The 15,856-nt window shown below is 40.2% G+C and carries 10 protein-coding genes, 4 pseudogenes and 1 riboswitch; of the genes and pseudogenes, 7 read left to right on the top strand and 7 right to left on the bottom strand.

Features of this window, described 5'->3' with window-relative positions:
* Positions 1–202: 202 nt before the first annotated feature.
* The 4 genes and pseudogenes from V3224_RS14975 to nudC form a co-directional block, all read right to left on the bottom strand.
* Positions 203–790 (bottom strand): YjaG family protein, encoded by a 588-nt coding sequence (locus tag V3224_RS14975; RefSeq protein ID WP_334471447.1) that lies wholly within the window; start codon positions 788–790, stop codon positions 203–205.
* Positions 791–864: 74 nt separating this feature from the next.
* A complete protein-coding gene (gene nfi, locus V3224_RS14970; protein WP_334471445.1) occupies positions 865–1,533 on the bottom strand; it encodes a deoxyribonuclease V in 669 nt (222 codons plus the stop codon).
* A gap of 174 nt (positions 1,534–1,707) precedes the next feature.
* On the bottom strand, positions 1,708–2,772 hold the full coding sequence (gene hemE, locus V3224_RS14965) for a uroporphyrinogen decarboxylase (protein WP_334471443.1): 1,065 nt from the start codon (positions 2,770–2,772) through the stop codon (positions 1,708–1,710).
* A 105-nt stretch (positions 2,773–2,877) separates the two neighbouring features.
* Positions 2,878–3,659: pseudogene (gene nudC / locus V3224_RS14960) on the bottom strand (NAD(+) diphosphatase).
* A gap of 144 nt (positions 3,660–3,803) precedes the next feature.
* Positions 3,804–3,921, top strand: a riboswitch (TPP riboswitch).
* Positions 3,922–4,038: 117 nt separating this feature from the next.
* Here nudC and V3224_RS14955 point away from each other — a divergent pair.
* From V3224_RS14955 to thiH, 7 genes and pseudogenes are all read left to right on the top strand, one after another.
* Positions 4,039–4,209 (top strand): hypothetical protein, encoded by a 171-nt coding sequence (locus V3224_RS14955; protein ID WP_334471441.1) that lies wholly within the window; start codon positions 4,039–4,041, stop codon positions 4,207–4,209.
* Between the two features lie 188 nt (positions 4,210–4,397).
* A pseudogene (gene thiC / locus V3224_RS14950) lies at positions 4,398–6,169 on the top strand (phosphomethylpyrimidine synthase ThiC); the annotation flags it as partial.
* A complete protein-coding gene (gene thiE, locus V3224_RS14945) occupies positions 6,153–6,806 on the top strand; it encodes a thiamine phosphate synthase (protein ID WP_334471439.1) in 654 nt (217 codons plus the stop codon). The pseudogene thiC and the gene thiE, both read left to right, overlap by 17 nt.
* Positions 6,799–7,548, top strand: a pseudogene (locus tag V3224_RS14940) (HesA/MoeB/ThiF family protein). Before thiE ends, V3224_RS14940 begins: the two are co-directional and overlap by 8 nt.
* 2 nt (positions 7,549–7,550) lie before the next feature.
* Positions 7,551–7,751 carry a sulfur carrier protein ThiS gene (gene thiS / locus V3224_RS14935; RefSeq protein WP_334471437.1) on the top strand — a complete coding sequence of 67 codons (201 nt, stop codon included), beginning with the start codon at positions 7,551–7,553 and terminating at the stop codon, positions 7,749–7,751.
* Positions 7,752–7,754: 3 nt separating this feature from the next.
* Positions 7,755–8,525, top strand: a complete 771-nt coding sequence (locus V3224_RS14930; protein ID WP_334471435.1) for a thiazole synthase — start codon at positions 7,755–7,757, stop codon at positions 8,523–8,525.
* Positions 8,522–9,633 (top strand): annotated as a pseudogene (gene thiH / locus V3224_RS14925) (2-iminoacetate synthase ThiH). The gene V3224_RS14930 and the pseudogene thiH overlap by 4 nt, the downstream one beginning before the upstream one ends.
* 394 nt (positions 9,634–10,027) lie before the next feature.
* Here thiH and V3224_RS14920 read toward each other — a convergent pair.
* The 3 genes from V3224_RS14920 to rpoC all read right to left on the bottom strand — a co-directional run bounded on the left by V3224_RS14920 (position 10,028) and on the right by rpoC (position 15,804).
* Entirely contained in the window at positions 10,028–10,948 is a 921-nt protein-coding gene (locus V3224_RS14920) for a polysaccharide deacetylase family protein (protein WP_334471432.1), read from the bottom strand.
* A 217-nt stretch (positions 10,949–11,165) separates the two neighbouring features.
* On the bottom strand, positions 11,166–11,408 hold the full coding sequence (locus V3224_RS14915) for a hypothetical protein (RefSeq protein ID WP_334471431.1): 243 nt from the start codon (positions 11,406–11,408) through the stop codon (positions 11,166–11,168).
* A gap of 169 nt (positions 11,409–11,577) precedes the next feature.
* Positions 11,578–15,804, bottom strand: a complete 4,227-nt coding sequence (gene rpoC / locus V3224_RS14910) for a DNA-directed RNA polymerase subunit beta' (protein ID WP_334471430.1) — start codon at positions 15,802–15,804, stop codon at positions 11,578–11,580.
* Positions 15,805–15,856 lie beyond the last annotated feature (52 nt).

Below are 15,856 nucleotides of genomic sequence, written 5' to 3'. Positions count from 1 at the left end.
TTCATAAGTTATCCTTACACAGTGTGTTTATCATTTGCATAGCATCGAGTACGTTGGATATGTAGAACCTATTAATTCTTAATATACGTCCCGAAAGTACTCCTCTCCACCTTCACTGTAGAGCATAGTATAGGCGAATGTGAAGCGTTAAAAGTCAGCATTTATGGTACCAAATCACGTTTTTAAACACTATGAACGGAAATTAGGTAACCTTAATGCCAATATTGCTGATCCCTACTTCACGGAGGTCGGATTTTAATCCTTTAATCAGCGCTACATACCGCTCTTCACAAGCGGCAAGTAAACGGTAAATCTCCCATTGAATATCCCATTCTTCTTCAATGGTAAGCAATTCTTTCAGTTCTTCATCAGACATCTCTTTACCTGTCTGAGTCATCTCAAACATTGCGATAGTTCGAATCGAAATTTTACTTACTTCAATAGCACTTTCTAATGTTTCCCCACTTAAGTAAGAATGAATTATTTCACTTAACGCAATACATGCATCAATAGCAGGATGAACTCCGTATATATCAAAATCATTTGCGACGGGAATAACTTCCTCTAACTTTTCCAACTGATTATCAAAATCAATTTTACTATCTTTAATAATCAGTGATTCCCAGATTAAATCTAAAATAATACGATAACGTATTGGATTTAAAAAGCTCGTTTGTTTACAAAACAATTGATAATTAGGATACATACGCTCACATAAACAGGCCATGAAAGTAATATGCCGCCAACTGTCTAATTTTGCCAACCGCAAATGAATTGGGTTTCTTAACATTAAATTTCTACTCACTTACCTTTTACGCCGAAGTTTACCTAAAAATCAATAGGTTCCACATATTTTAACTTTAATTATGCCAAATTCTGTTTCATTCGATTAAAAAACGCTCTATTAGAAGCGATTCCATCAGCCCAACGAGTAGGTTCAGGTAAACGATAACCTTTAATACAATGCTTAACCCATAATAGTGAAGCATCTAAACTGATTTTATGGCCAGGTGAGATATAAAGTGGTTTACATCTTTTTTTACTACGAAACACCCAACCAATTTGCTCATTATTATCATTCAATGGTTGGCAGCTTTCCACTATTTCATCTAAAGCTTCATGGTGACCACATAGACGACTTTTTGCTATACCTATCGTTGGAATATCTAATAAAAGACCCAAATGACTAGCTACTCCAAAACGACGAGGATGCGCAATTCCTTGGCCATCAACCATAATAAGATCGGGTTTATGTTGCAGTTTTTCCCAAACCGCCAGTAGTGCAGGATACTCTCGAAAAGAGAGTAAACCTGGAATATAAGGAAATTCAGTCGGTATACGGGCAATATGATATTCAACAATAGCAAGTGAAGGCCAGTGCATAACAACCATTACGGCTCGGGTTATAGTACCTTTTTCTTCAAATCCAACATCAGCACCAGCAATAAGATTAGGGGTAGCAAAATTATCCGTAAGAATAATTTGTTTAGCTTTTGTGGTCTGTTCCTGACGTAATAATTTGGTATCAATCATATTTATTTTTACTTAAAAAATTTTTATATAAATATATTTTATTATTTGTTTTATAACACAAAATTTAAAAAAATATATTTAAATAATTGTAAATATTTAATTTAGATTTAATAATAAATAAAAAATATAACAATTATTATTTATCGGCATTTTCTTTGTTTGGATAAACCTTACTTATTGATGATATTGCTCTGATAATTTGTGTACTGAATTAATAAAATTTTTAACATGCTCAGGTGGAATATCCTGGTGAATGCCATGACCTAAATTAAAAACATGGCCACTGCCCTGACCGAATTGCTTTAAAATTGTTTTAACCTCAAACTCGATACGTTCTTTTGATGCATATAATATAGAAGGATCCATGTTTCCCTGTAAGGCAACCTTATTTCCTACACGAGAACGAGCCTCTTCAATATCTGTCATCCAGTCGATCCCTAACGCGTCACAACCGGTCGCAGCCATTGCCTCTAACCATTGGCCACCGCCTTTAGTAAATAAGGTCACCGGGACTTTACGCCCTTCATGTTCTCGCTGTAGACCATCAATGATCTGATGCATGTAATGTAAAGAAAATTGATGGTAATCAGGCCCGGTTAATACACCACCCCAAGTATCAAAAATCATCACCGATTGAGCACCAGCCCGAATCTGAGCATTTAGATAAAGAATGACACTCTGGGCCAACTTATCCAATAATAAATGTAACGCTTTTGGCTCCGTATACATCATCTTCTTAATATGGGTAAAAGCCTTACTACTTCGCCCTTCGACCATATAAGTTGCCAATGTCCACGGGCTACCAGAAAAACCGATTAATGGCACTTTTCCTTGTAACGCCTTGCGGATAGCGCGTACAGCATTCATTACGTAAACTAATTCTTGCTCAGGATCAGGAATTGGCAGTTTCTCTATATCAGCCAAACAATCAATTGGACGCTGAAACATAGGCCCTTCTCCAGCTGAAAAATAAAGACCTAAGCCCATCGCATCAGGAATAGTAAGAATATCTGAAAACAGGATCGCCGCATCTAATGGAAAACGATGTAGTGGTTGTAATGTCACTTCACAGGCTAACTCGGTATTTTTGCACAATGAAAGAAAATCACCGGCTTGCTGACGAATTTTTCGATACTCCGGTAAATAACGACCGGCCTGGCGCATCATCCATACTGGGGTTTTATCAACTGGCTGCCGTAATAGCGCACGTAAGTAGCGATCGTTTGTTAATGCAGACATCATTAGCTCCATTAAATGGCAATTAGAAATTGCCAATTATCATCGTGTATTTGCCTTTTTCTTGTTGCTTAAATCAGCAACAACTTAGATATAGCGTGATTAATATTATTTGTATAAGTTATCATTTTCTTGCCGACATAAAGCCAGTGTATCTTCAATTAAACGGCGAGCTATGGTATCAGGAGGCGGTATAAGCGGTAATTTATCAGATGATACCAGTCCGCACTAATTAACTCATCAGGATTAGCCTGGATTTCACCACTGGCATAATCAGCCAGAAAACCGATCATTAATGAATGAGGAAAAGGCCATGGCTGTGAAGCAATATAGCGAATGTTACTAATGATAATATTACTCTCTTCTTTTACTTCTCTTTTCACCGCTTCTTCAATAGTCTCACCTAGTTCAACAAATCCTGCTAATACAGTAAATATTGGCTTTTTTTTATGACGCCGATGTTGAGCCAATAAGATATGATCAGCACGCCGAATAGCAACAATAATACAGGGCGCAATTTGCGGATAATAGCGCTCATGACAATGACTAAACAAACATGCCCATTCGGTTAAGCTGGCTGTCATTTTGTTGCCGCAATAATGGTGCGAACGATAAAACTCTGCCAGTTGAATACCGCGTCCAACTAGTTTAAATAGCCCCTCATCTTGACTGGCAATCCATCGCGGCGAACACATATCCGTTGGTGATTTTGCTATAATTAACCAAATCGTTTCCGCTTGCCATTCACCAATAGGGAGTGCCTCTTTTCCTGTTAGCGACCAAAATTGGGCGGAACCTTTCGGTAAATCACCATTTGGCAACCAAATTCGACCACCAGAACTAACCACCCACCAGCCTGTTTCTGTTCCTGTTAACTTTTTTCTAATCATATAGCTCAATTCTTCTATATTTTATTGATTAGTCAATTTTGAAAATATGCCTTATTCATCAATATCAAGTGTCTATTTTGATTAACAATTGTTTGATGAAGAAGTTATCCATTGCAGTTTTCATTATCTCTCTTATATACTGACATCATCTTGTCGGAGTGCCTAGTCGGTTTAATAATACCTACAGGCTGAGACCGTTAATTCGGGATCCGCGGAACCTGATCAGGCTAATACCTGCGAAGGGAACAAGAGTAATCAACCCGCGATTTTAACTTATCAAAAGTAAACAGCGCAATTATTATACTATTACTCTCACCGAGCTCCAGACAAGCAATTTCTCTCTTACGTGAACCATTTGTAATGATTTTAGGAATTTGTTATGTCGAAAAATATTATTGCAACCAGCGATATTACCGTTAAAACCAATACCACTTCGCCACGAAAAGCACAACGTGAAGCGGCACAACGTTTTCTTGATAAGCTACAAAATATCAACTTTCCCAATTCAAAACGGATCTATTTAACAGGTTCACGAGTTTCGCACCAATAAAAAAACGCTCTATTTTTAAGTTTAATTCAGCATAATATGTAAATAGATAAAACCTTATAAATTAAATATAACTTATTGTAAATTAAGTAAATTTATGCATTTCAGCAACTTGCAGATTAATCATTACTTTTAAGCCATTTCTAGAATTTTATAGGCCTGTGCGAAACTCGTGAGGTTATCACTATAATACCCAAGTTCCTATGCTTGAAATTCAGCTTTCACCGACCTTGGTTGGCGGTACAAAAGATAAACCCTTGTTTGTAGAGAATGAGGCAATACCTGTCTATGATACTTCTGGCGCCTATGGCGATGCTGATGTAACTGTAGATATTAAGGAGGGTTTAAAAAAATGCCGCCAATACTGGATCCTCGATCGCAATGATACTGAGTTAGTTAAAAAACCAAGCTCTTATTTTACCCAACAACGATTGGCTGATGCAGGATTGAATCATCTTCGCTTCAATCACCGACCACAACCATTAAAAGCCAAAACCAGAAAACAGTCACGCAGTTGCACTATGCCCGTCAAGGGATAATCACACCTGAAATGGAATTTATTGCGATCCGCGAAAATATGGGACGCGAGCGTATCAATAGTAAGATATTAACTCAACAGCACCCAGGCCAAAGCTTTAATGCTAACCGGCCAAACAATATTACCCCTGAATTTGTTCGACAAGAAGTTGCCGCTGGACGTGCCATTATTCCAGCCAATATTAACCATCCTGAATCCGAGCCGATGATCATTGGTCGAAATTTTTTGGTGAAAGTCAATGCTAATATCGGTAATTCCTCAGTAACTTCATCGATTGAAGAAGAAATTGAAAAACTAATCTGGGCGACTCACTGGGGAGCTGACACCGTGATGGATTTATCGACAGGCCGCTATATCCATGAAACGAGAGAATGGATCTTACGTAATAGCCCAGTTCCTATTGGTACAGTGCCAATTTATCAAGCACTAGAAAAAGTCAATGGCGTGGCAGAAAATTTGAGCTGGGAAATATTTCGCGACACCTTACTTGAACAAGCCGAACAAGGCGTAGACTACTTTACCATCCACGCCGGTGTCTTACTACGCTATATACCAATGACTGCTAATCGATTGACGGGTATTGTTTCTCGCGGTGGCTCTATTATGGCCAAATGGTGCTTGTCACATCATCAAGAAAATTTTTTGTATACCCATTTCGACGAAATCTGTGCAATCTGTGCTGCTTATGATGTCTCTTTGTCCCTTGGCGATGGATTACGACCTGGCTCCTTACAAGACGCTAATGATAAAGCGCAATTTGCTGAACTATATACATTAGGCGAATTAACCAAGATAGCCTGGCAATATGATGTTCAAGTTATGATAGAAGGCCCTGGTCATATCCCAATGCAAATGATCCGCCGCAATATGACGGAAGAATTAACTCATTGCCATGAAGCGCCATTCTATACCTTAGGGCCTTTAACCACCGACATCGCACCAGGTTATGATCACTTTACCTCTGGTATCGGTGCGGCTTTAATTGGTTGGTTTGGCTGTGCCATGCTCTGTTATGTTACCCCAAAAGAGCACTTGGGTTTACCTAATAAAGAAGATGTAAAACAAGGACTTATTACCTATAAAATTGCTGCCCATGCCGCTGATCTGGCTAAAGGCCACCCTGGGGCTCAAATTCGTGATAACGCCTTATCCAAAGCCAGATTTGAGTTTCGTTGGGAAGACCAATTTAATCTGGCTCTCGATCCTACAACCGCACGTGCCTAACATGATGAAACACTACCGCAAGCCGCTGGTAAAGTCGCCCATTTTTGCTCAATGTGTGGGCCTAAATTTTGCTCCATGAAAATTTCACAAGAAGTCCGTGAGCATGCAGCTCAAATGGCACAGATGTCGGTAACATTTCGCGCCCACGGTAGTGAGCTATACCACGATATGGAGACGATTTCCGATGACAAAATGGCCTGATCACGCATTTGCAACTACGGAGCATAAACTTGGCTTGTATCCAGTGGTTGATTCCGTCGAGTGGATAAGGCGCTTGCTTAGCGTCGGTGTTACCACTATTCAATTAAGGATCAAAGATCGATCAGCCAGTAACCTCGAACAAGATATTAATCAGGCAATTATGCTAGGCCAGCAATATCAAGCTCGCCTATTTATTAATGACTATTGGCAATTAGCCATAAAACATGGCGCCTATGGCGTCCATTTAGGGCAAGAGGATATTAATTTCGCTGATCTGAATCGCCTACAAAAAGCAGGATTGCGCCTAGGAATTTCGACCCATAATCAACAAGAACTCATCAGAGCAAAGCAGTTAAAACCCTCTTATATTGCATTAGGACATATTTTTCCTACTACTACAAAATTAATGTCCTCTTCACCGCAAGGTTTAGTAACCCTAAAACAGCAGGTTAATGACACACCAGATCATGCCACTATTGCAATAGGCGGTATCTCTTTAGCGTGTGTTCCCGCAGTGCTTGCAACTGGAGTCGGGAGTATTGCTATGGTTAGTGCGATCACCAAATCGACTAACTGGCGCAAAGTTGTTGCTCAGTTACTCTATCTCATCGAAGGTAAGGAAATGATCGATGCTTGATGATGCTATTTTTATGCGCTATAGCCGTCAGCTATTACTTGAAGAAATCGGTAATAAAGGACAACAAAAATTAACAATGAGCAAAGTGCTTATTGTGGGATTGGGGGGACTGGGTTCACCGGCGGCACTTTATTTAGCGGCGGCCGGTGTCGGCGAACTCTGGTTGGCCGATAACGATAAGCTACATATTTCCAACCTGCCACGACAAATTCTTTACCATACGCAGGATGTTTCTCAGCTTAAAGTCACATTAGCAGTAAAACAGCTTAGTCAGCTCAATCCACAAATCAAGGTGAAAACATTTAACACCAAACAACATTATCATTCTCTCCGTCCACTTGTCCGTAATACGGATCTGGTATTGGATTGTACTGATAATATGTCAACCCGTCAGGCAATTAATGCAGCTTGTGTGGCAGAAAAAAAAACCCTCATTAGTGGTAGTGCAGTAGGGTTCAATGGTCAACTGTTAGTGCTTGAACCTCCCTATAACCAAGGCTGCTATGCTTGCCTTTATCCTGATACCAATGAACCCTATCAAAACTGCCGCACAGCAGGAGTTGTCGGACCGATTGTTGGCGTTATCGGTACTCTGCAAGCCTTAGAGGCGATTAAATTATTAATCAATTTACCTTCTTCTCTCAATGGAAAACTGAAATGATTCGATGGTAAACAACACAATTGGCATACATTGCAACTTAGCAAAGCAAAAAGCTGTTTAGTTTGTCGAACCAGGAGATAAATATGCCCATTATGCTAAATGATCGACTGATCGAACTTAATAGTGCGATCACAATCAGCCAATTATTTGATCATCTGAAACTTAACGCATCAGGTATTGCAATAGCAATTAATCAGATCATTATTCCCCGTGAAGATTGGAACCATCACTATATTAACCACCAAGATAAGATCCTGCTATTCCAGGCCATTGCCGGAGGCTAATTTATGTTAAAAATTGCTGATACTGTTTTTCAATCACGTTTATTTATTGGTAGCGGAAAATTCGCTAATTCATCATTGATGACCCAAGCTATACAAGCTTCTGGCAGTCAGTTAGTCACCATGGCGATGAAGAGGCTTGATTTAATAAATAAAAATGATGATATTTTAGCGCCATTACAAAAAATCGGCGTCAAATTATTACCTAATACTTCTGGTGCTAAAAATGCCCAAGAAGCTCTATTTGCCGCTCGTCTAACGCGTGAAGCCTTAGCCACAAACTGGATAAAACTTGAGATCCACCCCGATACAAAATACTTATTACCCGATCCGATTGAGACGTTAAAAGCGGCTGAACTATTGGTAAAAGAAGGTTTTATTGTTTTACCTTATTGTAGTGCCGATCCTGTCTTGTGTCGGCGTTTAGAGGAGGTAGGTTGCGCTGCTGTGATGCCGCTTGGCGCACCTATCGGTACCAATAAAGGATTAATTACCTACGATTTTCTACAAATTATTATTGAACAAGCCTCGATCCCAGTTGTTGTCGATGCAGGGCTCGGAGCACCCAGTCATGCATTAGCCGCTTTGGAGATGGGAGCCGATGCTGTACTGGTAAATACCGCCATTGCCGTTGCTAATGATCCTGTTGCAATGGCTCACGCTTTTCGCATTGCCACTGAAGCAGGTGAGATAGTACAAGCGGCTGGACTCGCAGCGCAGCAGCATCAAGCGGCATCCACTAGCCCTTTAACTCAATTCCTCGAGGCATTTCAATAATGACGGCTTTTACTGAAATTTATCAGCAACTTGATTGGCAGCAACTAGCGATACAAATTAATAGCAAATCGGCTCAAGAGGTTGAAAAAGCGATTTGCTCAGACAGACCGTCCCTGAATGATTTTATGGCTCTCATTTCACCCGCTGCTTATCCCTATCTGGAAGTTATCGCTCAAAAAGCGCAAAAATTAACCCGCCAGCGCTTTGGCAATACTGTTGGTCTTTATGTACCGCTCTACCTGTCTAACCTGTGTGCTAATAATTGTACTTATTGTGGTTTTTCCATGCACAACCCAATCAAACGAAAAACACTTCACGAAACAGAAATTATTGCAGAATGCGAAGCGCTACGTTCCATTGGATATAATAATCTCTTGCTGGTAACCGGTGAACATCCAAGCAAAGTGGGGATGAATTATTTTCGCCAATATATTCCATTAATTAAAAAATATTTCAGTACGCTATTGATGGAGGTTCAGCCATTAACAATTACAGAATATAGGGAACTGAAAGAAATTGGCTTAGATGGTGTACTGGTTTACCAGGAAACTTATCATCAACCAACTTATCAGCAGCACCATTTACGGGGGAAAAAACAAGATTTTTTTTGGCGTCTAGAAACACCGGATCGCCTTGGCCAGGCCGGTATTGATAAAATCGGCTTAGGTGCACTAATCGGATTATCCGATAATTGGCGAGTTGACTATTATCTCGTCGCAAATCATCTATCTTATCTGCAAAAAAATATTGGAAAAGCCGTTACTCTATTTATTTCCCCCGAATACGCGCTTGTATAGGGGGTATTCAGCCAGCATCAACCATCCACGAAGCAGAATTAATTTGCGCTTTCCGTTTATTGGCAGCCGAAGTTGAGCTTTCATTATCAACCCGTGAATCTCCTTTTTTCCGTGATAATATTATTCCAGTGGTTATCAATACCCTTAGCTCTGGTTCAAAAACTCAACCCGGTGGTTATGCTGATAATCATCAAGCACTGGAGCAATTTACTGTCTATGATAATCGCAGCGCTGAAACCATGGCTAAGGTTATTATTAATGCTGGACTCCAACCCGTCGGGAAAGATTGGGATCACCATTTAGGCCGTTAATAAAACACCACCTTAATCGGTGGTGATAGCGGGTCTACTCAATCACATGGTTAATTTTTAATTCCTTTTTTTCTAGCAACTAAATAGAATAAAAATTTGCCTAGCTATGATCTTACCTATAGTGGTACCTACATAATGAGTCTTTATTGATCAACAATAATGTCTTTATTAATAATTTGTTGCTCGCTATTGCCCACCATTTGGACAAATTTTTCCATTGGATCATTCCGCAAGGCATATACACGAGTTTCGCACGGGCATATAAAATTCTAGAAATGGCTTCAGAACAATAATTAATCTGTAACTTGCTAAGACGTATAAATTTACTTAAATTACAATAAGTTATTTTTAATTTATAAGGTTTTGTCTATTTATATATTATGCTGAATTAAACTTAAAAATAGAGCGTTTTTTTATTGGTGCGAAACTCGTGATATAATCGTTTCAATGCATACGGATTATCACCCAGTTTCACTTTACCTTGAATAGTCGTCAGTGCCAACATCATTCCAGCAGCTTTTGCCGCATCCATGACCTGTCCATTATAGGCACCAAAAGGATATGCCAAGTAACGTTGAAAGGGATTAAATGGCGCTAATACACGACGAGAATGGGGAAAATCAAGTTTTACTGTACGATAAGATCGGCTAAAAATAATCGGTTGATTTTTATTATCTAATCTATGCAGAAAATGGGAGTGAGATTGAATATCAAAGACATCGCGACTGTTTTTCAACTCATGTCTACTCATAAATTGTAAACCATTCGGATCCCATTTTTGATCATGAAATTTAATCCGCGAGGAGATAACAAAAAGCGTTGCCAGCTGCGCATGCGCTTTCAAGATCGGATAAGCATAGCGATAAACCGATTTTAAGCCATCATCAAAAGTTATACTGACTACCTTACCCGGTAAATTAATTTTTTTCTTTAAATAACAATCAACTTCGTCCAAGGTAATTGTCTGATAAACCGCTTGTTTTAAGTAATCCATTTGAGCTTTAAAAGCTGTTACCGAAGTAGTTGTTGAAGTATGGCGAAATAATTTATTTTCATTATCAGGAAGTAAATGATGATAGGTGAGAATTGGGATCCCTTTATCTAATGAAACATCTTGACCATCAATAAAAGCCAGTCTACCACCAAGATCAATAATAAACCAAGAGCTCATGGATGATGAGTCAAACTCAACTTTCTTCGCTATTCGACTTAGTACTGGATAACGTAAATTGGCGGACAGAAAACCAATAACCGTGCTTTTCTCATCTGCATTTTCATAGATAGGCGTTTTTTCAGTGGTCACTAAATAGTCCACGAGTTTCGCACCAATAAAAAAACGCGCTATTTTTAAGTTTAATTCAGCATGATATATAAATAGACAAAACCTTATAAATTAAATACAAATTATTGTAATTTAATAAAATTTATGTGTTTTAGTAACTTGCAGATTAACCATTGCTTTTAAGCCATTTCTAGAACTTTATATGCCTGTGCGAAACTCGTGTAGTCATAAACTGGCAGATCTAATTGTTTTAAAGTATCAGCCGGAAACTGATTTTTTTTGCCTCAAAAGCTTGTTGCTGAGTAATATAGCCAACACTATTACCAAAATGAAAACGGTAAAAATTATTTTTCGCCGGTTGCATAAGTAAAACCGAATTTTTCAATAAACAACCAGCTGGCCGTATTTTTCCTCCCACTACCGCATAAATCACACTATCCTGGCTAATTTTCATTGGTTTGTTGAGATCAACATCAAGACGTTTTTCTAACAATGGAACCATGCTGTTTTCCGCATAAAGTGGAAAACTGAGAAAAAAAGAAATAAAAATACTCAATATATATAAAGTAATAAAACGACAGCGTGTCATTATTTAATTTTCTCCATAATATAGCTATAAAAATGCCCTCGTTATGAGGGCATTTTTTACAGATCAAGCTGCATTACTCATGGTCTCGGTTACCAAAACCCGCATTTAGCAATTCTGCCAAATTAGCCGTTGCCTCATCAGCGCTAACTTGTGATGATTCAACAGGTTCATTAACCATATGACGACGACGCATCCGATCTTGATGATATGCATAGCCTGTACCGGCAGGAATTAGACGGCCAACAATGACGTTCTCCTTCAAACCACGAAGTTCATCACGTTTTCCAGCCACCGCAGCTTCGGTAAGCACACGTGTTGTTTCCTGGAATGACGCTGCTGAGATAAAGGACTCTGTCGCCAGAGACGCCTTGGTAATACCTAGCAGATCACGACTGAAGGTAGCAGGCACTTTTCCATCTTGCTCTAATTTACGATTCGCTACTTTAACGCGTGCATACTCTACTTGTTCACCTTCCAAGAATTCAGAGCTACCAGCATCAACAATTGTTACTTTACGTAACATCTGACGAACGATAACTTCAATATGCTTATCGTTAATTTTAACGCCTTGTAGACGATAAACTTCCTGGACTTCATTGGTGATATAACGAGCAACAGCATGCGCTCCACGCAAACGTAAAATATCATGCGGTGATTCCGGGCCATCAGAAATCACATCACCACGCTCAACTCGCTCACCTTCAAAGACATTAAGCTGACGCCATTTAGGGATCATTGCTTCGTATGCATCATCACCATCTATCGGTGTGATAACTAGGCGACGCTTACCTTTAGTTTCCTTACCAAAAGAAATAATACCGCTAATTTCAGCCAAAATAGCTGGCTCTTTTGGTCGACGTGCTTCGAATAGATCAGCAACCCGTGGTAAACCACCAGTAATATCCTTAGTACCGCCCGATTCTTGTGGAATACGAGCTAAGGTATCACCAATATTAATTGTTGCACCATCATCCAATTGAACAATCGCTTTACCAGGCAAGAAATATTGCGCTGGCATATCAGTACCCGGAATTAATACATCATTGCCTTTCGCATCAGCAACACGCAATGCAGGACGCAAATCTTTACTACCCGCAGTACGCTCAGCTGTATCGAGCACAACAATTGATGATAAACCCGTTAGTTCATCTGTCTGACGTATAATAGATTGTCCATCTGCCATATCAGAGAAACGAATAATACCCGCAACTTCACTGATAACCGGCATAGTATGTGGATCCCAGTTAGCAACGGTTTCACCACCATTAACGCCATCACCATCACCTTTATTCAGGTGTGCACCGTAAGGAACTTTATAGCTTTCTTTGGTTCGACCAAATTCATCTACCACTCGCAATTCTGTATTACGAGAAGTGATAACCAAGTGACCTTCAGAATTTGTTACAAACTTAGCATTAACTAGTTTGATATTACCTTTGTTACGTACCTGAATACTCGATTCCGCAGCAGCACGTGATGCCGCACCACCAATATGGAATGTACGCATTGTCAACTGTGTGCCAGGCTCACCGATTGATTGAGCAGCAATAACACCAACAGCTTCACCTTTATTGATGATATGACCCCGCGCTAAATCACGTCCATAACATTTCGCACAAACACCGAAGTCAGTTTCACAACTTACAACAGAGCGTACTTTTACGCTATCAACAGAGTTAGCTTCCAGTTCATCACACCATTTTTCACTTAATAAGGCATTACGCGGTATTAAAATGTCCGCTGTACCAGGTACTAATATATCTTCCGCGGTGACTCGACCCAAGACACGTTCGCGTAAAGGTTCTTTAACGTCACCACCTTCAATAACTGGTGTCATTAAAATACCGTCGTGGGTACCACAATCATCCTCAGTGACAACCAGATCTTGTGCAACATCAACTAAACGACGGGTTAAATAACCTGAGTTTGCTGTCTTCAAGGCGGTATCGGCTAGACCTTTACGTGCACCGTGAGTTGAAATGAAGTATTGTAATACGTTCAAACCTTCACGGAAGTTAGCGGTGATCGGTGTCTCGATAATTGAACCATCTGGCTTCGCCATCAAACCGCGCATACCCGCTAACTGACGGATCTGTGCGGCAGAACCACGTGCTCCAGAGTCAGCCATCATAAAGATGCTGTTAAACGAAACTTGTTGTTCGTCTTGGCCATCACGGTTAACAACGGTTTCTGTGGATAAATTCTCCATCATCGCTTTTGCGACACGCTCATTAGCCGCAGCCCAAATGTCAATAACTTTGTTATAACGTTCGCCCGCAGTAACCAGACCTGATTGGAACTGTTCTTGAATTTCAGCAACCTCAGCTTCAGCTTCAGCAATAATACTGGCTTTCTTCTCCGGTATTACCATATCATCAATACCAACAGAAGCACCAGAACGAGCTGCATAAGCAAAACCGGTGTACATGATCTGGTCGGCAAAGATAACGGTTGGTTTTAAACCTAAAACACGGTAACAAGTATTAAGCATTTTAGAAATTGCTTTTTTACCCAACGGCTGATTAACCAATGAGTATGGCAGGCCTTTAGGTACAATCATCCATAAGATAGCGCGACCAATTGTGGTATCAACTAACTGAGTTGCAACCTCAACATTACCTTCACCATCACGGACTTCTTCTGTAATACGGACTTTAACGCGAGCATGTAATGATGCTAAGCCTGCACGGTAAACCCGCTCAGCTTCTTTCGGGCCAGACAATACCATGCCTTCACCTTCAGCATTTACACAATCACGTGTCATATAGTACAAACCAAGTACCACGTCTTGAGAAGGTACTATGATAGGTTCACCACTGGCTGGCGACAAAATATTATTTGTCGACATCATTAAGGCACGCGCTTCTAACTGCGCTTCTAAAGTTAACGGGACGTGAACAGCCATCTGGTCACCGTCAAAGTCAGCGTTATAAGCAGCACACACAAGTGGGTGTAATTGGATTGCTTTACCTTCAATCAAAATAGGCTCAAACGCCTGAATACCAAGACGATGCAGCGTTGGAGCACGGTTTAGCATCACCGGATGTTCACGAATCACTTCATCGAGAATATCCCAGACGACAGCTTCTTCACGCTCAACCATCTTCTTGGCTGCTTTGATCGTTGTCGCTAATCCACGTAATTCCAATTTACCATAAATAAATGGCTTAAATAATTCTAATGCCATTCTCTTCGGCAAACCACATTGGTGCAGGCGAAGATAAGGACCAACCGTGATAACAGAACGACCTGAGTAATCAACACGCTTACCCAGTAAGTTCTGACGGAAACGACCTTGCTTACCTTTGATCATATCGGCCAAAGATTTCAGCGGACGTTTATTCGAACCAGTAATCGCACGTCCACGACGTCCATTATCCAGCAGTGCGTCAACCGCTTCTTGTAGCATTCGTTTTTCATTACGTACAATGATATCAGGCGCAGCCAAATCCAATAGACGCTTTAAACGATTGTTACGGTTAATAACGCGACGATATAAATCATTTAAATCAGAAGTTGCAAAGCGACCACCATCTAGCGGAACAAGCGGACGCAAATCCGGCGGTAATACCGGTAGTACATTCAGGATCATCCACTCAGGCTTATTACCAGACTGAATAAACGCTTCTAGCAGTTTGATACGCTTAGTCAATTTCTTCCGCTTAGTTTCAGAGTTAGTTGTATTTAACTCTTCACGTAGCACTTCACACTCTTGCTCCAAATCGAGATTTTTTAGCAAAGATTGGATAGCTTCTGCACCCATTTTAGCGTCAAATTCATCACCAAACTCTTCCAAAGCATCAAGATATTGCTCTTCAGTCAAGATTTGTCCACGCTCTAAGCTTGTCATACCCCCTTCGACCACAACATAAGATTCGAAGTAGAGTACCCGCTCAATATCACGCAAAGGCATATCAAGTAACAAACCAATACGTGACGGTAATGATTTTAAAAACCAGATATGTGCTGTCGGTGAAGCCAACTCAATATGACCCATACGTTCACGACGCACTTTAGTCTGAGTAACCTCAACACCACATTTCTCACAAATCACACCTCGGTGTTTTAATCGTTTATATTTACCACACAAACATTCATAATCTTTAACTGGCCCGAAAATACGTGCACAGAAAAGACCATCACGCTCAGGTTTGAACGTACGGTAGTTAATAGTTTCTGGCTTTTTCACTTCACCAAATGACCATGAACGGATCATATCTGGAGAGGCCAGAGCAATCTTGATCGCATCAAACTCTTCTGTTTTAGTCTGTGCTTTCAGAAACTTTAATAAGTCTTTCACGGAATGGCTCCTGTCGGAGTTAAACCTGCTAGGAAGCGGCTTTAACCACTTC

Source organism: Arsenophonus sp. PmNCSU2021_1, assembly GCF_036919435.1.
Classification (GTDB): Bacteria; Pseudomonadota; Gammaproteobacteria; order Enterobacterales; family Enterobacteriaceae; genus Arsenophonus; species Arsenophonus nilaparvatae.
The sequence above is the reverse complement of the archived record's forward strand: the minus strand, read 5'-3'. Positions and strand labels throughout refer to the sequence as shown.

Coding starts and splice junctions, on each gene's coding strand:
- V3224_RS14975 (WP_334471447.1), bottom strand. CDS start 790: ATGTTAAGAAACCCAATTCATTTGCGGTTGGCAAAATTAGACAGTTGG.
- nfi (WP_334471445.1), bottom strand. CDS start 1,533: ATGATTGATACCAAATTATTACGTCAGGAACAGACCACAAAAGCTAAA.
- hemE (WP_334471443.1), bottom strand. CDS start 2,772: ATGTCTGCATTAACAAACGATCGCTACTTACGTGCGCTATTACGGCAG.
- V3224_RS14955 (WP_334471441.1), top strand. CDS start 4,039: ATGTCGAAAAATATTATTGCAACCAGCGATATTACCGTTAAAACCAAT.
- thiE (WP_334471439.1), top strand. CDS start 6,153: ATGACAAAATGGCCTGATCACGCATTTGCAACTACGGAGCATAAACTT.
- thiS (WP_334471437.1), top strand. CDS start 7,551: ATGCCCATTATGCTAAATGATCGACTGATCGAACTTAATAGTGCGATC.
- V3224_RS14930 (WP_334471435.1), top strand. CDS start 7,755: ATGTTAAAAATTGCTGATACTGTTTTTCAATCACGTTTATTTATTGGT.